The sequence below is a fragment of the Pseudomonas fluorescens genome, assembly GCF_900215245.1.
Taxonomy (GTDB): Bacteria; Pseudomonadota; Gammaproteobacteria; order Pseudomonadales; family Pseudomonadaceae; genus Aquipseudomonas; species Aquipseudomonas fluorescens.
In genome coordinates, this window is record NZ_LT907842.1 from 3,883,350 (window position 1) to 3,904,168 (window position 20,819).

Sequence of the window (20,819 nt, forward strand, 5' to 3'; positions counted from 1 at the left end):
GTTTGGCCAGGAGAAACATCATGCAAGCAGCACACGTTTACCGCTGGGGCTTCAAGGCCGCGGCTCTGCTACTGATCAGCAGCGTGCTGAGCGGTTGCGGCATCAACACCATTCCCACCCTGGACGAACAGGCCAAAGCCGCCTGGGGCCAGGTGCAGAACCAATACCAACGCCGGGCCGACCTGATCCCTAACCTGGTGGAAGTGGTCAAGGGCTACGCCGCCCATGAACAAGACACGCTCACCGCGGTGATTGAGGCGCGGGCCAAGGCCACGTCGATCCAGGTGGACGCCAGCACCCTCGACAACCCGGAAAAACTCAAGCAATTCCAGCAAGCCCAGGATGGCCTGAGCGGTGCCCTCAGCCGTTTGATGGTGGTGTCCGAGCGTTACCCGGACCTGAAGGCGAACCAGAACTTCCTGGCGCTGCAATCCCAGCTTGAAGGCACCGAAAACCGTATCGCCGTGGCCCGCCGCGACTTTATCCAGGCGGTGCAGGCCTACAACACCGAGATTCGCACCTTCCCGGGTCGCCTGTGGCATAGCGTGATGTACAGCGACCTGCCGATCCGCGCCACGTTTGAAGCGACCAGTGCCGACGCCGATAAAGCGCCGCAAGTGAAGTTCAAATAAGGCTTCTCTGAGGTGTCGATGCGTTTATTACGGACAGGCTTGGCGCTGTGGTTGCTGGCGTGCGTCGGTGTCGCCCAGGCGGCGCTGACCTTTCCGGCATTGACCGGGCGGGTGGTGGACGCCGCGCAGATGATCGACCCGGCAACGCGCGCGCAGATTACCCAGCAGTTGCAGGCGCTGGAACAAACGTCTGGCGACCAGCTCGTGGTGGTCACCGTGCCCGACCTGCAAGGCGTGCCGATTGAGGACTACGGTTACCAATTGGGTCGCCAGTGGGGCATCGGCCAGAAGGGCAAGGACAACGGCGCACTGTTGATCGTTGCCCGTGATGAGCACAAATTGCGCATCGAGGTCGGCTATGGCCTCGAAGGTGTGCTGACCGATGCGCAGTCATGGGTGATCATCAACCAGGTGATTACGCCCAAGTTCAAGGCCGGCAATTACAGCCAGGGCATCAGTGACGGCGTGGCGGCCATGGTGCAAGTGGTGGGCGGTGAACCGCTGGCGGTGCCGGCGCATGTGGCGGATGCGAATTTCGCCAAGGATAATCCGGGCTTTTCCATCGGCTTGTTTATCCTGCTGATCGGCGTGTTATGGCTGTGCAATCGCCTGGGCCTGCCGGTTGGCGCTATCCTGCTGGCGATCCTCAGCAGCAGTGGCCGCGGCGGTGGTGGCGGGGGTGGCGGCGGCGGTGGCTTCCGAGGCGGCGGCGGCGGTTTCGGCGGCGGCGGTGCCTCAGGTGGCTGGTAATGAAGGTGCGGCGGGTAATGACAATAACTAGAAAAGAGCAACTACAACCATGGCATTACTGACTGAACACGAGCAGCGCCAAGTCGCCGAAGCGATCGCCCGGGTTGAAAAAACCACCGACGCCGAACTGGTCACCGTGCTGGCGGCTCGCGCCGACGATTACGCTTACATCCCGCTGCTATGGGCCAGCCTGATTGCGTTGGTGGTGCCTGGCGTGGTGCATTACTTGTCGGGCTACCTGACCATGTACACCTTGCTGTTGGCGCAGTGGGCGACGTTTATTGTGCTGTGCCTGGTGTTTCGCTTGCCCAAGGTCACCACCCGCTTGATCCCGCGTTCGGTACGCCACTGGCGCGCGTCGAACCTGGCACGCCGGCAGTTTCTGGAGCAGAACCTGCACCACACGCTGGGCGGCACCGGCGTGCTGATTTTTGTCTGCGAGGCGGAGCGGTATGTGGAAATCCTGGTGGACGAGGGGATTTCCAAACGCCTGGATAACAGCAGTTGGGATGGCATCGTCAAGGCGTTTACCCAGCAGGTGAAACACGGGCAAACGCTGGCGGGGTTTATCGCCTGCATTGAAGCCTGTGGCGAGTTGCTCAAGGTGCATGTGCCGGTGACGCAGACGCGTAATGAACTGCCCAACCGGCTGATCGTGCTGGAGTAACCCAAACACCGCTGAACCTAAGGGCTAGCCGCTTTTCTGTGGGCGTCGGGCTTGCCCGCGATGGCCTCACCTCGGTTTGCCTGATGGACTGCGGTGCCAGCATCGCAGGCAAGCCAGCTCTCACACAAAGCAGCTCTCACATTTGATTTGCGGCGGCTGAGTGACCGTTGATCAAATAACCCCGTGCCCTCAACGCCTATCCCCCCTAAAATGCCCGGCATTCCCAGCCCGAGGCGTTTTTGTTCATGTCCGTCACCGCTCAACCTGCCAGCCCTGCGCCGGATCATCACGCCCAGTTCATCGAACTGCTGAGCGCAAGCCTCGCGCAGCAGGCCTTTATCAAGCTGGTGCTGGCCAAGTACGTCGGTGAGGAAGCCGAGTTGCAGCGGCTAATCATCAAGCCCCTGACGGTCAAGGAACAGCCGTGCCTGTCCTTCGTCTACCGCTACAAAACCCGCGACATCACCAAGAACTTCCCGCGGGCGGACGGCGTGGCGGCGATTGCTGCGTTGTTGCCGGCGTCATTCAAGAACGCGCACTTGCTGTCGCTGACGGATGAAGCCCAGTTGGAGTACAGCAAGAAGAACAAAAGCTCGCTGTTCAAAAGCAAGCCGCAGCAACTGCGTGAGGCGCCGTCCGCAGAGCATAACCGCGAGAAAAATCGCTTCCTGGACCTGACACGGCCGTTCCTCGCGGACCTGGGCGTCACCGACGCCAAGCAGGCGCTGATCCCGTCGATGTCGCGCAAGTGGAAGCAGATCAATAAATTCATCGAAGTGTTCAGCCATGCGCTGACCTCGTCACCGTTGAAACTGGACCGGCCGGTGCGTGTTGCCGACTTTGGTTCGGGCAAGGGCTACCTGACCTTCGCTATCCACGATTACCTGCGCAACACCCTCAAGGCCGAGGGCGAAGTGACGGGTGTCGAGCTGCGCGAAGACATGGTGACCCTGTGCAACACCGCCGCTGCGCGCCTGGAACACCCGGGGCTGGTGTTCAAATGCGGGGATGTGCGCAGCGTCGCGCCGAGCGAACTGGACGTGATGATCGCCCTGCATGCCTGCGACATCGCCACCGATTACGCGATCCACACCGGCATCCGCTCCGGCGCGTCGATCATCATGTGCTCGCCGTGCTGCCACAAACAGATTCGTCTGCAAATCCAGAGCCCGGTGCTGCTCAAGCCGATGCTGCAATACGGCCTGCACCTGGGCCAACAGGCGGAAATGGTCACCGACAGCCTGCGTGCGTTGTACCTCGAGGCCTGCGGTTATGAGACCAAGGTGTTCGAGTTCATCTCGTTGGAGCACACCAACAAGAACAAGATGATCCTGGCGGTCAAACGCACGGAGCCGATCGACAACGCGCAGTTGCTGGAAAAAATCCAGGCGCTGAAGGCGTTCTACCAGATCAGCGAACACTGCCTGGAAACCTTGCTGCGTGCGGAGGGTTATTTGAGCTGAGAACGCTGCAAATCAAATGTGGGAGCCGGGCTTGCCCGCGATGGCATCACCTCGGTTTTCTGACAGACCGAGTTGCCTGCATCGCAGGCAAGCCAGCTCCTACACAGGCCTGCTTTCACATTAAATAGCGTTCGGCTTGGGAAGGGGTGCAGCCTGCACCGCCGTCTTGCGCCCGAGCATCACCGTCACGATCACCCCGCAGGCAAACACCCAGGTAATCGGCTCGATATGTTCACCAAAGAACAACGCCGAAAACGCGATGGTGAAGAAAATCTGTAACAGCTGAATCTGGCTGACCCGTGCAATGCCGCCCATGGCCAGCCCGGCGTACCAGGCAAAAAACCCCAGGAACTGCGAGAACAGCGACACATAGCCAAACGCCCACCAGGTGCGCATGGAAATTGCGCCTTGGTGCTGCGCCGCCAGGTACCACACCGGGCCGATCAACACCGGCGTCGACAGCACCAGTGCCCAGCAGATCACCTGCCAGCCACCCATCTCTTTGGCCAGCCGGCCACCTTCGGCATAACCCAGGCCGCCCACGGCAATTGCGCCGAGCATCAACAAATCACCGGCCTGGATACTGCCGGCGCCGGTGATCAACGCGTAACTCAACACCAACGCACTGCCCAACGCCGCGCAGGCCCAGAAGGCTTTCGACGGCCGCTCATGGGACAGCCACGCCGCATACAGCGCCACGCACAGCGGTTGCAGGCCGTTGACCAGAGCGCCATGGGACGCCGGCAAGGTTTGCATGGCCCAGGCCGACAGCACCGGGAAACCGAGAATCACGCCGGCGATGACCAGGCACAACCCGCGTACCTGGCGCCAGGTCGGCCAGCGCTCACGGCGCCACAGCAACAGCGCCGCCGCCGGCACCGCCGCGAACAACGCGCGACCCAGGCCGTTGAGCAACGGGTGGATTTCCTGCACCACGATGCGCGTGAAGGGCAGGGTCAGGCTGAAGATGATGACGCCCAGCAAGCCGAGGGCCATGCCGGTGTTTTCGCGCGAACTCATGAGTCGGGACCAGAATCTGGAGGGCTTCAAGGAACGCCCATCTAGCCACAACCCCCGCCAAACGCGGGCCTACAGCTGGTCGCAGATTGATCCGTACAGTTCCACTCTCACCGCGGGCAGGCGCGCCGCCGTTGCGGGTCAGCCCGGCTCCCGGGTTGGACCGCTACGGCCTGGCGGACCGAAAGCTGCTGTGCGAGCTGGCTTGCCTGCGAGGGCGTCAGCCCGGTCTATTAGAAGAACCGCGTAATGCTGATCTTCGCATCGCGGCCTTTGGTGTAGGCACGGTCGCCGCTCAGGGCCGGGCGGAAGTTACTGTTGAACAGGTTGTCGACGGTGACATTCACTTCGGTGCCTTTGAGGTAAGCCTGTTGCGGTTTCCATTTGGCGAACAGGCCTTGGGTGTTGTAGGCCTTGTTGCCGTACTGGTCGTAGAACAGGTCGCCCAAACTGCTGCCGGGGCCGCCGGAATATTTGTCACTCGGCAAGCGATGGGTCGCGCCGATGAACTGGCCCATCCAGCCCACCTGAGCATCCCAGGCTGGAATGTGGGTGCCCAGTACCAGCACCCATTTGGTCGGTGGAATGTCACGTGCCGGCACGTCCGGGCCCCACGGGTTGGTGTAGGCGCCCTGGTGTTCGCCTTTGGCGTAGGCGAACGACACCGAGCCGAACAGGTAGGTGGAGTTGTAGAACGATTCGAGCTCGAAGCCCTTGATGGTCAGGCCGCCGATGTTGCGGTAGTTGGGCATTGCCCCCGCTGGGCAGGCGCTGGAAATCGTGCCGCCATTGATGGCCTGGTTCTGGCAGCCGACGCCGGTGGCTTTGAAAATTTCGTCTTCGACTTTGTTGTGGAACACGGTGGTGCGCACTTGCAGGTTGTCGTCTTGGGCAAGCACGTTATCGAAGCTGACGACACTGCCCACGGTGATCGACGTGATGCGCTCGGGGTCGAGGTCAACGCTGGTGGCCGTGCGGCTGCCCAGGCCTTGCACTTCGTACTGTTCGTCGATGACCGGCGCGCGCCAGGTTTTGCTCCAGTTGGCGAACAGCCCAAGGTGCGGGGTGACGTTCCAGAACAGCGCCAGGCGCGGTGACCAGCCGGTGTAGGTGCGGTCGCTGTAGTCGTGGCCGAAGGCTGGGTCGGGGTTGTTGTAGTACGGCGCATCGTTGCCTTCGCCACGGTTACGCACGTGGTCGTAGCGCAGGGAGGGAGTGAGGGTCACCTCGCCGACGGTCACCGCATCCTGCACAAAGACGCTGTGGGTATCGACCTTGCCGTGGGGCATGAAGCCTGGCTGGAAATGCCCATAGTGATAGCGCGCGGTGTTGTACGTGGCGCCAGGCATCCACATCTCGGTTTCGCGGCTGTGCCTGCGAACCTGCCCGCCGACGGTCAGCGCGTGCTGCAACGGCCCGCTGTCGAACAGGCTGACGTTGCGGATGTCGAGGTGCTTGTCGGTGTAGGCAGTGTCCATCTTGCGCCCGCCGCTGGCCAGTTGGAAAAACGCGCTGGCGTCGCGCTCGTCGGTCTGGTCGGTGTTGGACTGCGAATACTTGACGGTCAGGTCCACCAGCGGGTTATCCAGCGGCGTGTATTCGTACTTGCCCGACCAGGTGGTGTCGACGGTGTCGCGGTGGGCTAAAAAGCGCTTCAACGCACCTTCGTAGCCGTAACGGTCGATGTTGGCCTGGGTCGGCGGCGTCGGGTAGCTGGCAGCGGAGAAGGGTGTCCAGCGATTGCTGTGGGACCGCGAGTAGGACAGGCCAACGCTGTGCTCATCGGTGAAGTGCGCGTTGACCTTGAACAGTTTGCCGTCCACATCCTGGGCGCTGTTGGGCAGGCGCTGAGGGTTGACCGGGTACTCGTTGTTGTCGTTGGGCAACTTGCCGGCCACTTTCATATCACCGCCGTCGCGTTGGGTCAGGTAAGCCAGCGCGTCAAAACGAGCGTCGTCGGTGCGGCCATACACGGCACTGCTGTAGACCTGTTCGTGGTCATTGCTGGAGTAGCCATATTTGAGCATGGCGCCGCTGTTGCGACCGTCCTGGAGCAGGTCCGGCGCGTCCTTGGTGGTCATGTTGACCGTGCCGCCAAACCCGCCGTTGCCGGTGAACGGCGAGTTGGGGCCTTTTTCGACCTCGATGCTTTTGATCAACTCCGGCTCGATAAACACGGTACCTTGCTGGTAGCGCTCGAAGCCGCTCTTGGTGGCGCCGTCGACGGTCAGCGGTACGTCTTCGGCATCACCGAAGCCGCGGATGTTGATGGTCTGGCCGCCGGGTTTCAACGAACCGCCCTGGCTCACGCCGGGCAAGGTCTGCAACAGGCTGGGGATGTTATTTGACTGGTAGCGGTCGATGTCGGCCTGGGTCAGGGTCGAGCGGTTGACGGTGCTCGCGTCGACGTCGTTACCGGTGCCTATCACGCTGAGGGCGTCGAGCTGGATCGCGCCGCTGTAGCGGGTTTTGTCTTCGGCGGGGCGCACGATGTAAGTGGTGCCGACTCTGATCAGGCTGAACTCGCTGTTTTTCAGCAGGGTGCGAATCGCCACTTCTGCGGTGAACGCACCGTTGAGTGCCGGTGCCTGCGCGTTCTTGAGCAGCGCTTCATCGAACAGCAGCTGGATTTTCGCTTGCTGCGCCACTTGGCTCAGCGAGGTGGCCAGCGACTGGGCGGGCAGTTGCAGCGTGAATGTCTCGGCCTGCGCACTGAGGCTGAACGCCAGGCAGCTGGCAATAACGGACGGTCGAAGAAACAGGTGCAAAGCGTGGCAAGGCGCGCGAAACATGGAATCCCCCGGGGCGGCTAACTAGCCAAAAAGGTGTGCGTATCAAGCACAGTCGGGAGGAAGACGGCGCAGGCCAAAAAATCCACACCTGCGAATGCAAAATATTCTCAAATGGGTGTGAGCCCTACTGGGTCGGCTCGATTCTTAAGATGCCGTCGGCCGACGCCACGGCCTTGACCGGCAGCAGGGCAGGCAGGGCATTGAGCAGAGCGTCCGGGTCATTCACATCCAGATTGCCCGAGACTTTCAGTTGCGCCACGGCTTTGCTGACCTGTAACGGTGCCTGGGGCCGGTAGAGGCTCAACTCGTCAATGAGGCTGGCCAGGTCGCGATTGCGAAATGAGAGGTGCCCGCTGCGCCAATCGGCGACTTCTTCGCCGGTAAGGGTTTGCTGTTGAACAGTGCCTTTGGCGTAACTGTAAGTCGCGCGTTGCTGCGCACCGAGCACGGTGACGGGGCTTTTGGCGTCCGCTTCGAAGGCGACCTGGCCATGGGCGACACTGATCACCAGTTGCTGCTGGCTGCGCCGCACATCAAACCCGGTGCCGACTACCCGCACGTTGGCTGCGCCGGCTTGCACGTACAACGGCCGTTCCTTGTCGGCCGCGACCTCGATGTACAGCTGGCCCTTGTCCAGATGCAGGATGCGTTGATGGGCGTTGAAATCCACCCGCAGGTGGGTGTTGGCATTTACATACAGCGTGCTGCCATCGGGCAGGTTGAGCGTGCGCATGCCTTTGGCGTGCCCGGCGATTTGGCTGTGGTAGAGCTCACGAGGCGCGCCGATGTGGCTGGTCAGCACTGCGCAGACCAGCGCTGCCGCGGTGGCGAGGGCGGGGCGCCAGAACGAGGGTTTGCGCGTGGGCAGTGGCACGGGTTGGTTCAGTTGCTGCAACTGGGCGAGGTCGGCCCACAGTTGCTCGAATTCGGCGTAGGCGCGGGCATGGGCAGGCTCGGCCTGCCAGGCGGCGAAGGCTTTGCGGTCGGCACGCGCCGGGTCATTGCGGTTGCGCGCGAACCAGCTGGCGGCTTGGGCATCGATGGAGTCGCTCGCTTCGATGTCCAGGGCGTCGATGTCGCTCAAGCGGTTCATTCTGGCTGCTCCGTGCCGGGGTCAATGTGAAGACGTCGCTTGCAATGCAGCAGGGCGAAAGCGATGTGCTTTTCGACCATGCTGGTCGAAATGCCCATGCGCTCAGCGATCTGCGCCTGACTCAGGCCTTCGAAGCGATGCAGCATAAGGGCTTCTCGCCTGCGGGGCGAGAGTTCGGCGAGGACTTCTTTCAACTGTTCCAGGCGTTGCAGGCGCTGCGCGGCGGCCATCGGGTCGTTTTGTTCATCGGTGAGCGGCTCGGCGTGGGGATCGGCCGGGTCAGCGTAGGCGATGTGCCGTACCTTCTGTTTACGCCAGTGATCGCGCAGCAGGTTGCGCGCCATCTGGAACAGAAATGCCCGTGGCTGCTCGACCTTGGCGCGGTCGCGGTAGTCCAGCCACTGGGTGAAGACATCCTGGGTCATGTCCGCCGCGTCGCTGGCGTTGTCCGTGCGTTTGCGCAGGAAATACAGAATGTCTGCATAGAACCTGCGAAAGGCATCGACCGACAACGGGTCGGGCTTGGGACGAGACATGGCTATCCTTCTTGACGAAGTACGACGTAGATAAGCCATGAATGATATCGAGAATTATTGTCATTTGTCGCTGTGTAATGAATGAACTCGGTCAAAATGTGGGAGCTGGCCTGCCTGCGATGCAGGCACCTCGATTTGTCAGCTAAACCGAGGAGATGCTATCGCAGGCCAGCCAGCTCCCACAGGAGGCCACGGCTCTATCGCAGTAATGTCCTAAGCTGCTCGACCCCCGCTGCACCCAAGGGGAACACCGGCAACCTTGGATCACCCGCGTCCAACCCGGTCAAACGCAACCCGGCCTTGATCGTCGCCGGCAACCCACCCTTGAGGATGAATTCCAGCAGCGGCAACTGGCGGTAGAACAGTTCGCGCGCCTTGCTCAGATCATTGGCCAACACCGCCTCGTACAACGCCAGGTTGAGCGGCGCGATCAGGTTCGGCGCCGCCGTGCACCATCCTTTTGCGCCCGCCGCAAAGGCTTCCAGGGCCAGCGGGTTGCAGCCGTTGTAAAACGGTACGTCACTGTGCCGATGCAACTGGTGCATGCGCTGAATATCCCCAGTGCTTTCCTTAACCATGCTCACGTTTTCGACGTGCTGGACGATGCGCAGAATCAACTCCACCGACATATCCGTGCCGCTGGTGGCCGGGTTGTTATAGAGCATGATCGGCACGCCGACGCTCTCGCCAATCGCGGCATAGTGGGCGAGGATTTCTGCTTCGCTGAGTTTCCAGTACGAGGTCGGCAGTACCATCACCACATCGGCGCCATTGGACTCGGCGTAACGGGCGCGACGCACGGCCTTGGCGGTGGTCAGGTCGGACACACTGACGATAGTCGGTACGCGCCTGGCGATTTTCGCCAGGCTGTAGGCACTCACTTCATCCCACTCGGCGTCGCTCAAGTAGGCGCCCTCGCCGGTACTGCCCAAGGGCGCGATGGCATGCACGCCGCTGTCGATCAAACGGTCGATGGAGCGGCCCAGGGCGTCGAGGTCAATGCGTTGGCCGTCGGCGCTGAACGGCGTGATGGTGTATCCGATGATGCCGTGAATAGCGGGTGTGGGCATGGGAAGTCTCCAGTCAAAAAAGGGCAATCAGTTCAAGCAGTCGGCGTGTTGGCGCAGGCTCTGCCGGGCGTAGTAATTGAACGCGGCGCCGTGGCGCTTGGGCTTGGAGATCCAGGCATGGGCCTCGCGGCCCAGCGCCGGCAGGATCGGCTTGATCGTGCCCGCGGCCATCGCCAGCAACTGCAACTTGGCCGCGCGCTCAATCAACTGCGCGATCACGCAGGCTTCTTCGATGCTCGCCCCGGTGGCCAGTTGGCCGTGATGCGAAAGCAAAATCGCGCGTTTGTCGCCCAGCGCCGTGGTGATGATTTGCCCTTCTTCATTGCCCACCGGCACGCCCGGCCAGGCTTCCAAGAAAGCGCAGTCTTCGTACAGCGGGCAAAGGTCCATGTGCGACACCTGCAGCGGTACTTCCAACATCGACAGCGCGGCAATATGGGTGGGGTGCGTATGGATGATGCAGTTCACATCCGGCCGCCCACGGTATACCCAGGTGTGAAAACGGTTGGCCGGGTTGGGGATGCCGTGGCCTTCCAGGACGTCCAGGTCCTCATTGACCAGCAACAGGTTGCCGGCGGTGATTTCGTCAAACCCCAGGCCCAGTGGCTGGGTGTAATAAGTGCCAGGCGTGGGGCCTCGCGCGGTGATCTGCCCGGCCAGGCCGGAGTCGTGGCCATGTTCGAACAGGATGCGACAGGTGAGCGCCAGCTTTTGCCGGTCGGTCCACGTATTATCCGCCAGTGAATTTTGCATCTGGATCAGCGCTTGCTTGACCAGTTGCTCTTTGGGGAGTGCTAATGTCTTGGCCATATCGGTGTCCTTTGGGTGGTTCAATGGACGTCGGATTTGCGGGTCTCCAGCGCGAGCAAGGCTGTTGGGTGAATGCAAATGACACTAAAGATGCTATATGACACATTGTGTCATTGGCAAGCGCAGCTCTCGCTTTTCTGCATGGATTAACTGCATAAAATGTCTATCCGTTTGAAATTATTGAGAAAAAAACTTGGGGTAACCTTGGAGTCCTTGGCCGAAAAGTCCGGGATGACCAAGAGTTACCTGTCGAAAGTCGAGCGCGGGCTCAACACGCCGTCGATTGCCGCCGCGCTGAAACTGGCCAAAGCCTTGAACGTGAAGGTCGAAGAACTGTTCAGCGAAGACAGCGTCAGCCTCGACAGCTACAGCCTGGTGCGCAGCCATGAGCGGCCGGACACCGCGCCGGGTTATGCGGTGCTCGCCCATCAGGTCAGTGAGCGCAGCCTGCTGCCGTTCATCATCTACCCGCCGGCGGAGTTCACCGACAAGACGTTCAAGGAGCATGTGGGAGAGGAGTTTCTGTTCGTGCATGAAGGCCGGGTGGAAGTGGATTTCATGAACGAACGGGTGATTCTGGAGCGGGGTGACGCGCTGCACTTCAACGCGCAAAAGCCTCACCGGCTTCGCTCGGTTGGGGAGGTGCAGGCGCAGTTGTTGGTGGTGGTGCACAGCGCTGAGGAATGACTGCGATCACTAGTTGAAATGCAATCAATGTGGGAGCTGCTTTGTTCAGGTGATCAGCGCTCGACCGGCACCGAGAGCGCCGAATTACCCAGCGGATGCGTGCGCGCCGCAAAAAACTTCAGCGCCACACCGCTGCCCTCAAACAACGCCGCATACCGGCGTTTCTGCTGACGAATAAACCCGTCGCTGCGCCCCGATACCGAAATCGCCAGGGTGGTCAGCTTGGCCTGGCGCAGCGCATCCACCAGGTGTGTATCCTGCGGCCCCAAATCATGGCCGAAGACGCACAGTGAGCCCTCATGGCTGAGCAGTTGCTCATAACAGAACGACAGATAGTCCGAGCTGCGGATGGTCTTGAGCTTCTCTTCCACGTTGCCTTCGCTGACAAACAGCGGCACATCGTCCAGGGTCTTGATCGTGTTGTTGATCGCAAAGCTGCTGAGCAAGGTGCTGTCGGTGGACGGCAGTTTGCGCGCCGTGCCGTCGAGGTTGCGCACCAGGTGCAGGCCGCCATGCAGGTAGAGGATGCGCGTGGCGTCGGTGTGCGTGTTGCGCAGGTCGAAGCTGGCGTCGGCGCTGCGGAACAGGTCATCAATGCCCGGGGTGTGCAGGATCGCCCAGTAGTTGAGCAAGTCGTAGTTACTGGTGAACACGCTGGCGTAGCGGGCCAGCTCCGCGTTGATCGTCGCCAGCGTCGACGGCTGCACCAGGCGCCACGGAATGTGCACGGCGTGGATGGTGTTGATCAACGCTTCCTTGATCGCATAGTAGCGATTGCGCGGCGCGGCCGAGCTGACCGCCAGGGCCTTGTTGACCCGGCTAGTGGTTTTCAATGCGCCCAGTGCTTGCTCGAAACTGCGGGTTTGCAGGGCGTCAAACACACTCAGCTCGGATGCGCTCAGGGGTTTTTCCTCGACGGTGCGTGCGTTTTCAAACAGCGAGTCGTAGGCAAAGTCTTCCCAAATCGCCCGGCTGGCGCCGTTGCCGATCAGAATCCCATTGAAGTCCACGCTGCTGCGCAGCGCGCTCCAGTCTTCAAGGTGGGCGTCAATATCCTGGAAATCCTTCATTGCGGCGGGTCTACTCGAAATCGGCTGGGTGGTGACTTTATCACGAGCCGGAGTTGATCTTGGTCAAGATGCCGCAGGCAAGTGAGGTTGATCCTGTACCTATAACGCCTCTGAGGATTCGCCATGAGCAGCACCTTCTTCATCCCCGCCGTCAATATCATGGGCATCGACTGTCTCGACGAAGCCATGATCGCCATCCGCAATTATGGCTTTCGCAAGGCACTGATTGTCACCGACGCCGGCCTTGCCAAGGCGGGCGTGGCCAGCATGATCGCCGAGAAGCTGGCGATGCAGGACATCGACTCGGTGATTTACGACGGTGCCAAGCCCAACCCCAATGTGGAAAACGTCGAAAAAGGCCTGGCGCTGTTGCAGCACAGCCACTGCGATTTCGTGGTGTCCCTGGGCGGCGGTTCGCCCCATGACTGCGCCAAGGGTATCGCGCTGTGCGCCACCAATGGCGGGCATATCGGCGACTACGAAGGTGTCGATCAGTCCAGCAAGCCGCAACTGCCGCTGGTGGCCATTAACACCACCGCCGGCACCGCCAGCGAGATGACGCGCTTTTGCATCATCACCGACGAAACCCGCCACGTGAAAATGGCCATCGTCGACCGCAACGTCACGCCACTGCTGTCGGTCAACGACCCCGCGCTGATGGTCGGCATGCCCAAGGGCCTCACCGCCGCCACCGGCATGGACGCCTTGACCCACGCCATCGAAGCCTACGTGTCCACCGCCGCCAACCCGATCACCGACGCCTGCGCGATCAAGGCCATCGAGCTGATCAGCGCCAACCTGCGCCTGGCGGTTCGCGATGGCAGCGACATGGCCGCACGGGAAAACATGGCCTACGCGCAGTTCCTGGCCGGGATGGCGTTCAACAATGCGTCCCTGGGTTTTGTGCACGCCATGGCCCACCAACTGGGCGGCCTGTACGACTTGCCCCACGGCGTGTGCAATGCGGTGTTGCTGCCCCATGTGCAAAGCTTCAACGCCAGCGTCTGCGCCAAACGCTTGAGCGACGTGGCACGCGCCTTGGGCGCCGATATCAAGGGCATTACCCCGGAAGAGGGCGCCCAGGCGGCAATCGCGGCCATTCGCACGTTGGCCCTGGATGTTGAGATCCCGGCCGGGCTGCGCGAGCTGGGCGCCAAGCTGCAGGATATTCCGCTGCTGGCGACCAATGCGTTGAAGGACGCCTGTGGGTTGACCAACCCACGGCGCGCCGATCAACGTCAGATCGAAGAGGTATTTCGCAGCGCGTTCTGATCGGCCCGGCAGCGGGCGGCGCACACACATGCGCCGCCCGCCAACGCTACACACAACAGCGCCATCGGCCACGCCTGCTGACTCACCAGCAGGCTCGCGCCGCCGCCGATCAGCGCCGCCATCAATTGATGCATAAAGCCGCTCAAGGCCATGGCATAGGAACCGCTCACCGGCGACTCATCATTGGCCAGCGACAAGCTGATGGGGTAACTCATCGACTGCCCAAAAACCGCCAGGCAATACGGCAGCCACAGCAACACTGCCAACCCGTCGCTGAACACACTGCCCAGCAGCATCACGGCCGTGCCTGACAACACCAGGGCCACGCCCCAACTCATCATCGCCAACCGTCCGGTGCGCGCGCCCCAGCGATTGACCATCAACCCGCCTGCAAGATACGCCGCGCTGATCGGCCAACCCAGCCAGCCATATTGGGCCGGGCTCCACTCAAAATGGCCCTGCAGAATGAGCGGCGCACAGGTGTTGAACGCGATGATCACCCCATAGCCCAACCCGCCGGCCAACGCGGCGTGCAAGAAGGCCGGGTGGCGCACAATCGACGCGTAAATGCGCGTCGCGGATACCGACGAATCGGCTTTTACCTGTGGCGCAAACACCACCCGCTGCAACACCAGCATTAACCCGACAGCGCCGATTGCCAACGCATAAAAAATCGCTTCCCAACCGAACGCCACCTGCAGCACCGAGCCGGCAAATTGCCCGATTCCCAACGCGATGACAAAGGTCATGCCCAGCCACGACAACCCCTTGGCCAGCAATGCACCGCTGAAACTGTCACGCACCAATACCCGGGCCATCACCGACACGCCGCCCGCGCCCAGGCCCTGAACCAGGCGTAACGCCAGGAACGACTCAATATTGAACGCTGACGGAATCGCCGCACTCGTCAGTGCGTACACCGCCAGTGCGCCAAGCAATACCGGCTTTCTTCCAAACCGCTCGCCCAGGCTGCCCCACAGCAACATCGGCAATGCCATGCCCACCAGGTACACCGCCAGGGCCAATGCGACCTGGTCTTCGGCGGCGGGCAGGGCATGGGCAATCGCCGGTACGGCGGGCAGGTAGCAGCTGATACCGACTTGACCGAGGAAGGCGGCGCTGCAGGCGAGGGCGAGGGTGGTGGTATTTTTCAAGGGCAGGCTTATCCTTTTTCAGCGGTAAGCTACAAGCTGCTAGTGTGTTTGTCTCTAACGTGCAGCTTATCGTTTGTCATCAAGGAACCCACCCAATGAGAGTTCTCCTATTCGGCGCCACCGGCATGGTCGGCCAAGGCGTGCTGCGCGAGTGCCTGCTGGCGGCTGACGTCCAGGAAGTCGTCGCCGTCGGTCGCACCCCGTTGACCCAGGAGCACGACAAGCTGCATCAGGTGTTGCACAGCGACATGCTGGATTTCCAGCCCCTGGAAAACTTGCTGCAAGGGTTTGACGCGTGCTTTTTTTGCCTTGGTGTTTCGTCGGCGGGCATGAATGAAACCCGGTACACCCACCTCACCTATGACCTGACGCTGGTCGCCGCCAGTACCCTGGCGCGGCTAAACCCGCAAATGACGTTTATCTACGTGTCCGGCGCCGGCACCGACAGCTCCGAGGCAGGCAAGTCGATGTGGGCGCGGATCAAAGGCAAGACTGAAAACGCCTTGCTGCGCCTGCCGTTCAAGGCGGTGTACCTGTTTCGGCCGGGGGTTATCCAGCCCTTGCATGGCGTGCGCTCGAAGACGCCGTTGTACCAATCTTTCTATACCGTGCTCGGGCCGGTGCTCTCGTTTGTGCGTCGCGCCAAGCCCGGCTGGGTGGTCAGCACCGAGACCGTCGGCCAGGCCATGTTGGCGGCGGTGCGCCATGGCGCGCCGCACGCGGTGGTGGAGCAGGCCGAGATCAATCGCTTGGCCGCCGAGCGTCGCTGATGTTGCACAAGAGCCTGGTGGTGCTGGGTGCGATTGGCTTTTTCAGTGCCGGCATCTTTGCCGACCACACCACCTTCCTGATCATCGCGCTGGGCATGTTGGGCGCCGGCATTATCGCCTCGATCCCGACGTTCTGGACCCTGCCCCCCAAACTGCTGGCGGGCGCCGGTGCCGGTGCGGCCGGTGGCATTGCGGTGATCAACACCCTTGGCCAGTTCGGCGGCATTGTCAGCCCGGTGATGGTGGGGCGGATCAAGGACCTCACCGGCAGCACCACCCCGGCGCTGTATGTGATCGGCGTGTGCGCACTGTTGGCCGCAGCGCTGCTGCTGTGGGGCTTGCCGCAAAAGCTGCGCACGTTGGACAGGGGATGATCAGCTTGCCGTTGCCAATGCCCGCGCGGGCGAGCTGCTGAACTGAATCAACGCCACCCCGCCGATCAACAGCAACGCCCCCAGCACACGGGGCGTTGTGAGTTGGCGCTCGGCCAGGCCGAACAGGCCAAAGTGATCGAGCAGCAGCGAGGCGAGGATCTGACCGGCCATGGCCAGTGCAATAAACCCCGACGCGCCCAGCTTGGGCAGCAGCATCAGTGCCAGGGAAATGAAGCACACGCCAAATGCGCCACCGGCCCACATCCACAGCGGTGCCTGGCTGATAAAGCTCAGGCTCGGCAGTGGTAAACGCAGGGCCAGTATCACCGGCAGCAACACGATGATGCTCACCAGCAATGAGGCCAACGTGGCCCATAAGGGGTGACCGAGGCCGCGCCCGAGGTTGGCATTGATTGCACTTTGAAACGGCACCACCGCCCCGGCAATCACCGCCAGCGCTAACAAACCCACCCAATGCAACGTGGTCATTTCGACTCTCCCAGAGGTTTTACTGGACTCTAGGCTATTCGTCGCGCAAATTTAAATTCCAAATTCTTATGCAGAGCATGCAGTTGATGAATGATCTTCGCCGCATTGACCTCAACCTGCTGGTGATTCTGGATGCCTTGCTCAGCGAGCAACATGTGACTCGCGCCGCCGAGCGTTTGCACCTGAGCCAGCCGGCGGTCAGCCACGCATTGGCCCGCCTGCGAGACCTATTGAATGACCCGTTGCTGGTGCGCCAGGGCGGCACGCTGGTGCCGACGGCGCGTGCCCTGGAGTTGGCGACGCCGTTGGCCGAAGCCCTGGCCCAGGTGCAGGCCCTGTTGGCACCGAATCGGTTTGACCCGGCGTCAGCCAAACGCAGGTTTCGCGTGGCGATGTCGGACTACAGCGCGGCCATTTTTCTGCCTGGTTTGGTGCGCACGTTACGCCGTGAAGCGCCCGGCATCGACCTGCAAATCATCCAGGCCAGCCGTGAAGGGATGGTGGACGGCGTGCTCAATGGCGATATCGACCTGGCGGCCGGGGTCTTCCCCGATATGCCCGCCGAACTGCGCACCACGCCGTTGTTTGAGGAGCATTACACCTGCCTGGTGGACCGCCACAGCCTGCCGCAAAGTGGCACGCTCGACCTGCCCACCTACCTGTCGCGCCCGCATGTACTGCTGGAAATGCGCGGCAGTGGTACCCCGGAAATCGAGCGCGCGTTGACGGCCATTCGTGAGCGCCGGCATGTGGCGATCAGCCTGCCGCACTGGGGCGTGGCGCCGCAGTTGATCCAGGGCACCGACCTGATCCTGACCGTCTCATCCAGGGGGTTGCTCAGCATCGATCAGCAGCATTTGTTGGCCGTGCCGCCACCGTTTCATATTCCCTCGTTTGCCTTTGAGCTGGCGTGGCATGCGCGGCGGGGTGGGGATTCGGGGTTGCAATGGTTGATCGCGCAGGTACAGGGTGTATTGTCCGCAAGCCACCGATGACAGGAATGCCAACATGCTCTCAGGCCTCAACCACCTGACCCTTGCCGTGACCGATGTGAACCGCAGCGTCAGGTTCTACCATGAGCTGTTGCAGCTTCAGCTCGACGCCACGTGGGACAACGGCGCCTACCTGTCGTTGCCCGGTGTGTGGGTGTGTTTGTCGCTTGATCCGTTGCGCGTGTCGGCACCCGCAGTTGACTACACCCACTACGCGTTCACGGCGGATGCCGGTGATTTCAACGCGCTGGTGGCGCGCCTGCGAGCCGGCGGTGTACAGGAGTGGCGCGACAACCGCAGTGAAGGTGCGTCGTTCTATTTCCTCGACCCCGATGGGCACAAGCTTGAGGTGCATGTCGGCAATTTGGCTTCGCGTCTGCAAGCCTGTCGTGCCAAGCCATATGCAGGCATGCAGTTTTACCGGTAGCACCCGAACGTGCAGAATCCCTGCACCTCTTAACCGTCTGTCAGAGTCGCGCCCATGACCCCATCCTTGTTGCTCGCCGTCCTCGCTTCGGGTTTTATCTACGGCATTACGCCGGGCCCGGGGGTGCTGGCTGTGTTCGGCATCGGTGCTGCGCGCGGGCGTCGCGCCGGGGCAGGGTTCCTGTGCGGGCATTTGCTCGGGGATGTGGTGTGGTGCAGTACGGCGCTGATCGCCATTGTTGGCGCACGGGAAGTCGGTAGCAGTGCATTTGATGTGTTGGGTGTGCTCAGTGGGTTGTATTTGTTCTGGCTCGGCTGGCGCGCCATTCGCACGCAACGGCGTAGCAGTGACGCCCCCCAGGGCGCTGCGCGGCATCCGTTTTGGCACGGCATTTTGTTTGGCTTGACCAACCCCAAGGCCTACCCGGTGGCGGTGGCGACGTTCACGGCATTGCTGTCCAGCCGCGCCGAGCTGCTGACCTGGGCAATGCTGCCGTCATTGATCTTCCTGAGCTTTGTCGGTGGCCTGCTGGCTTATGCGATTCTGATCGCTGTGGTCGGGGCGCAACGCGTGCGTACGGTGTATCAGCGCCATGAAATCCTGATCACCAAGCTCTGCGGCGTGATGTTTATCGGCTTTGCCATTAACGCGCTCGCGCACGCATTACCGGGCCTGTTTGCCAGCAAACCGGCCTGAGGCAGCCACGACCGTTCGTCGCACTGGCAAGTTTTTTCTAAACCTTTGCCGCCCTGAAAATTCGAATTCAGGGTGAGGTGTCTGTCCTCGCACCTATTTTTGCCCTGGAGGAACCCATCATGAGCCGCATGGCTATCCGGTTACGCACCGCCAGTTTCGCGATGCTGCTGGGCCTCGGCGCCAGCAATGCTTTCGCCCAGTCGCCTGCTGAATTCATCGAGCAGGCTTCGGCCAAAGGCATGGCCGATATCGAAACCAGTCGCATGGCCCACGCCAAAACCTCGTCTCAGGAAATCAAGGATTACACCATCGAGGTCATCAACGAGCGCACCCTGGCCAACCAGCACCTGGCAGCGATTGCCAAGAAGCTCGACTTGCCGGTGGCCCCGCGCGAGAAGATCGCCGACAAAGCCGAAACCCTGATGCCCGAACTCAAGGACGGCGACTCCTTTGACGCTGCCTACACGGCGCAGCAGGTCAAGGAAAACGAAGACGCCATCGCCTTGTTCAAGCAGGAAGGCGCGGCATCGGATGTACCGGAAATAAAGGCGCTGGTAGATGAGACGCTGCCTAAGTTGCAAGAGCGTCTGCAGAAGGCCCGCGCGTTGGCATCGACCTACGGTAAAGGTCATCAAGGCGACGGTTGAACCCGTGACTTGAAATGAACAGCGGCGGTTGGATCCTCTCCAACCGCCGTTTTTTTATGCGTGGTTCAGATCGGTTTTGTTCGCGACTGCATCGTCGACGGTTTCACCGCAACTGCTGTTCAGGCTGACACTGCGCGTAGCCCCGATGCTGCGGTATTCGTTGCGCAGTTTTTCCAGTTCTTTGCGGTCCAGGCCATCCAGGCTCAGCACGGCGTTTTGTGCATCCTTGGACACGCGCAGCAGCTCATCAATCTTGATATGCAGGATGTCATTGTCGCGGTTTTGCGTGTTCTGGATCAGAAACACCATCAGGAAGGTAATGATGGTGGTCGAAGTGTTGATGATCAGCTGCCAAGTGTCGTTGTAGTGGAAATAAGGCCCGCTCAGACTCCACAGGAAAATCAGTGCGACGGCGGCGTAGAACGTCCGGGCACTGCCTGCCCAGCGGGACAGAGACTGCGAGACTGCGGAGAATTTCATGACCGTTTTCCTCAAAAGGTGGGTGATGAAAGTATGGACCGCAGGGGTGCTTTGAAATTTCTTATTACATTTGAGCGGGTGGACAAACGTGTACGTTTTTGTCGTGCAGGCGTTTAGAACGCCAGTTCCGCCTGGCCTGCACCTTCCAACGCGAGCAGATACTGCTTGGCCTCCAGCCCACCGGCAAACCCGGTCAGCCCGCCTGAGGCGCCTATCACCCGATGGCAGGGCGCAATGATCGAGATCGGATTGCGCCCGTTGGCAGCGCCCACTGCACGCACGGCTTTCGGGTTACCAATCTGCTGGGCGATCTGGCTGTAGCTGCGGGTTTCGCCAAAGGGGATGGTCAGCAGCGCCTGCCAGACTTGCTTCTGGAACGCGGTGCCGGTGAAGTCCAGTTCCAGTTCGAATTGGTGGCGGGTGCCGGCGAAATACTCCTTCAATTGTTGCTCGGCCGCCAAGAGCACAGCGCTGTCGTTAGCCTCGCGCAACTCACCCAGGCGCACGCGGTTGGCGCGCTCTTTTTCCCAGAGGACGGCATTGAGTTTGCCATCGCGCGCCACCAGGGTGAGCTGGCCGACGGGGGAGGGCATGCGCTTGAATTGGTAAGACATGAGCGGACTCCTGCTGGGTGAGTGTGGTTCAAGCCTAAGGCGACACGCTCATCGGCAAACTACGTTTCTTGCGGTCAAATTCAAAGCCGCTAGCGGCGTTACTCGGCGTGACTGATCATCCTTCCTGCTGCAGAACCTTGAGCGCCGCAGATGCCAGAAACCCCGAACGGCTTTTTTCTTCCGGGTGATTCAGCACGTATTCATCAATACGATTCAACAGATAACCCGGCAGGGTAATGTTGAGTTTGTGAGCCTTGCCCAGGTACTTGGTGACATCAATGTCCACCACGGCCCACGTGCAGCCGGCGTACTGCGAG

General features: G+C 61.2%; 22 protein-coding genes and 2 pseudogenes. 12 read left to right on the forward strand and 12 right to left on the reverse strand.

The window, feature by feature from the left end; translation table 11 throughout:
* Window positions 1-20: 20 nt before the first annotated feature.
* The 4 genes from CPH89_RS17995 (at window position 21) to CPH89_RS18010 (ending at window position 3,512) form a co-directional block, all read left to right on the forward strand.
* Window positions 21-632 carry a LemA family protein gene (locus CPH89_RS17995; RefSeq protein ID WP_053254841.1) on the forward strand — a complete coding sequence of 204 codons (612 nt, stop codon included), beginning with the start codon at window positions 21-23 and terminating at the stop codon, window positions 630-632.
* 18 nt (window positions 633-650) lie between these two features.
* Window positions 651-1,382, forward strand: coding sequence for a TPM domain-containing protein (locus CPH89_RS18000; protein ID WP_053254842.1), 732 nt, complete (start codon window positions 651-653; stop codon window positions 1,380-1,382).
* Window positions 1,383-1,431: 49 nt separating this feature from the next.
* Window positions 1,432-2,049, forward strand: coding sequence for a TPM domain-containing protein (locus CPH89_RS18005; protein ID WP_053254843.1), 618 nt, complete (start codon window positions 1,432-1,434; stop codon window positions 2,047-2,049).
* A gap of 245 nt (window positions 2,050-2,294) precedes the next feature.
* A complete protein-coding gene (locus CPH89_RS18010; protein ID WP_053254844.1) occupies window positions 2,295-3,512 on the forward strand; it encodes a class I SAM-dependent methyltransferase in 1,218 nt (405 codons plus the stop codon).
* A 120-nt stretch (window positions 3,513-3,632) separates the two neighbouring features.
* On the opposite strand, the gene CPH89_RS18015 is transcribed toward CPH89_RS18010, so the two are convergent.
* From CPH89_RS18015 to CPH89_RS18040, 6 genes are all read right to left on the reverse strand, one after another.
* Window positions 3,633-4,532: a DMT family transporter gene (locus CPH89_RS18015; RefSeq protein WP_053254845.1), complete on the reverse strand. Its 900-nt coding sequence runs from the start codon at window positions 4,530-4,532 to the stop codon at window positions 3,633-3,635.
* Between the two features lie 230 nt (window positions 4,533-4,762).
* Entirely contained in the window at window positions 4,763-7,321 is a 2,559-nt protein-coding gene (locus tag CPH89_RS18020; protein WP_053254846.1) for a TonB-dependent receptor, read from the reverse strand.
* A 124-nt stretch (window positions 7,322-7,445) separates the two neighbouring features.
* On the reverse strand, window positions 7,446-8,414 hold the full coding sequence (locus CPH89_RS18025) for a FecR family protein (protein WP_053254847.1): 969 nt from the start codon (window positions 8,412-8,414) through the stop codon (window positions 7,446-7,448).
* Entirely contained in the window at window positions 8,411-8,950 is a 540-nt protein-coding gene (locus tag CPH89_RS18030) for an RNA polymerase sigma factor (protein ID WP_053254848.1), read from the reverse strand. The genes CPH89_RS18025 and CPH89_RS18030 overlap by 4 nt, the downstream gene beginning before the upstream one ends.
* A 197-nt stretch (window positions 8,951-9,147) precedes the next feature.
* Window positions 9,148-10,020 carry a dihydrodipicolinate synthase family protein gene (locus CPH89_RS18035; RefSeq protein ID WP_053254849.1) on the reverse strand — a complete coding sequence of 291 codons (873 nt, stop codon included), beginning with the start codon at window positions 10,018-10,020 and terminating at the stop codon, window positions 9,148-9,150.
* Between the two features lie 27 nt (window positions 10,021-10,047).
* The gene (locus CPH89_RS18040; RefSeq protein ID WP_053254850.1) at window positions 10,048-10,830 is read right to left on the reverse strand and encodes an aldolase; all 783 of its coding nucleotides are present in this window, start codon (window positions 10,828-10,830) and stop codon (window positions 10,048-10,050) included.
* 159 nt (window positions 10,831-10,989) lie between these two features.
* Here CPH89_RS18040 and CPH89_RS18045 point away from each other — a divergent pair, with 159 nt between their 5' ends.
* A complete protein-coding gene (locus tag CPH89_RS18045; protein ID WP_053254851.1) occupies window positions 10,990-11,517 on the forward strand; it encodes a helix-turn-helix domain-containing protein in 528 nt (175 codons plus the stop codon).
* Window positions 11,518-11,570: 53 nt separating this feature from the next.
* Here CPH89_RS18045 and CPH89_RS18050 read toward each other — a convergent pair whose 3' ends face one another.
* A complete protein-coding gene (locus CPH89_RS18050; protein ID WP_053254852.1) occupies window positions 11,571-12,587 on the reverse strand; it encodes a DUF4917 family protein in 1,017 nt (338 codons plus the stop codon).
* Window positions 12,588-12,710: 123 nt separating this feature from the next.
* Between CPH89_RS18050 and yiaY the strand changes: the two genes are divergently transcribed.
* Window positions 12,711-13,859 (forward strand): L-threonine dehydrogenase, encoded by a 1,149-nt coding sequence (yiaY, locus tag CPH89_RS18055; protein ID WP_053254853.1) that lies wholly within the window; start codon window positions 12,711-12,713, stop codon window positions 13,857-13,859.
* Here the strand turns inward: yiaY and CPH89_RS18060 are convergent.
* A complete protein-coding gene (locus CPH89_RS18060) occupies window positions 13,826-15,013 on the reverse strand; it encodes an MFS transporter (RefSeq protein WP_053254854.1) in 1,188 nt (395 codons plus the stop codon). The genes yiaY and CPH89_RS18060 overlap by 34 nt on opposite strands.
* A gap of 95 nt (window positions 15,014-15,108) precedes the next feature.
* On the opposite strand from CPH89_RS18060, the gene CPH89_RS18065 reads away from it, so the two are divergent.
* The gene (locus CPH89_RS18065) at window positions 15,109-15,783 is read left to right on the forward strand and encodes an NAD(P)H-binding protein (RefSeq protein WP_053254855.1); all 675 of its coding nucleotides are present in this window, start codon (window positions 15,109-15,111) and stop codon (window positions 15,781-15,783) included.
* A gap of 14 nt (window positions 15,784-15,797) precedes the next feature.
* Window positions 15,798-16,157 (forward strand): annotated as a pseudogene (locus CPH89_RS18070) (MFS transporter); the annotation flags it as partial.
* Here the strand turns inward: CPH89_RS18070 and CPH89_RS18075 are convergent.
* A complete protein-coding gene (locus CPH89_RS18075; RefSeq protein ID WP_053254857.1) occupies window positions 16,158-16,646 on the reverse strand; it encodes a DMT family transporter in 489 nt (162 codons plus the stop codon). It abuts the pseudogene before it with no gap.
* A gap of 77 nt (window positions 16,647-16,723) precedes the next feature.
* Between CPH89_RS18075 and CPH89_RS18080 the strand changes: the two genes are divergently transcribed.
* The 4 genes from CPH89_RS18080 (at window position 16,724) to CPH89_RS18095 (ending at window position 19,408) form a co-directional block, all read left to right on the forward strand.
* Window positions 16,724-17,641 carry a LysR family transcriptional regulator gene (locus CPH89_RS18080; RefSeq protein WP_375232800.1) on the forward strand — a complete coding sequence of 306 codons (918 nt, stop codon included), beginning with the start codon at window positions 16,724-16,726 and terminating at the stop codon, window positions 17,639-17,641.
* 13 nt (window positions 17,642-17,654) lie between these two features.
* The gene (fos, locus tag CPH89_RS18085; RefSeq protein WP_053254859.1) at window positions 17,655-18,065 is read left to right on the forward strand and encodes a fosfomycin resistance glutathione transferase; all 411 of its coding nucleotides are present in this window, start codon (window positions 17,655-17,657) and stop codon (window positions 18,063-18,065) included.
* 54 nt (window positions 18,066-18,119) lie between these two features.
* A complete protein-coding gene (locus tag CPH89_RS18090) occupies window positions 18,120-18,761 on the forward strand; it encodes a LysE family translocator (protein WP_053254860.1) in 642 nt (213 codons plus the stop codon).
* A gap of 119 nt (window positions 18,762-18,880) precedes the next feature.
* On the forward strand, window positions 18,881-19,408 hold the full coding sequence (locus CPH89_RS18095) for a DUF4142 domain-containing protein (RefSeq protein ID WP_053254861.1): 528 nt from the start codon (window positions 18,881-18,883) through the stop codon (window positions 19,406-19,408).
* A gap of 54 nt (window positions 19,409-19,462) precedes the next feature.
* Here CPH89_RS18095 and CPH89_RS18100 read toward each other — a convergent pair whose 3' ends face one another.
* From CPH89_RS18100 to CPH89_RS18110, 3 genes and pseudogenes are all read right to left on the reverse strand, one after another.
* Entirely contained in the window at window positions 19,463-19,888 is a 426-nt protein-coding gene (locus CPH89_RS18100; protein WP_053254862.1) for a low affinity iron permease family protein, read from the reverse strand.
* Window positions 19,889-20,001: 113 nt separating this feature from the next.
* A complete protein-coding gene (locus CPH89_RS18105) occupies window positions 20,002-20,502 on the reverse strand; it encodes a methylated-DNA--[protein]-cysteine S-methyltransferase (RefSeq protein ID WP_053254863.1) in 501 nt (166 codons plus the stop codon).
* Window positions 20,503-20,617: 115 nt separating this feature from the next.
* Window positions 20,618-20,815 (reverse strand): annotated as a pseudogene (locus CPH89_RS18110) (type II toxin-antitoxin system HicB family antitoxin); the annotation flags it as partial.
* Window positions 20,816-20,819: the final 4 nt, after the last annotated feature.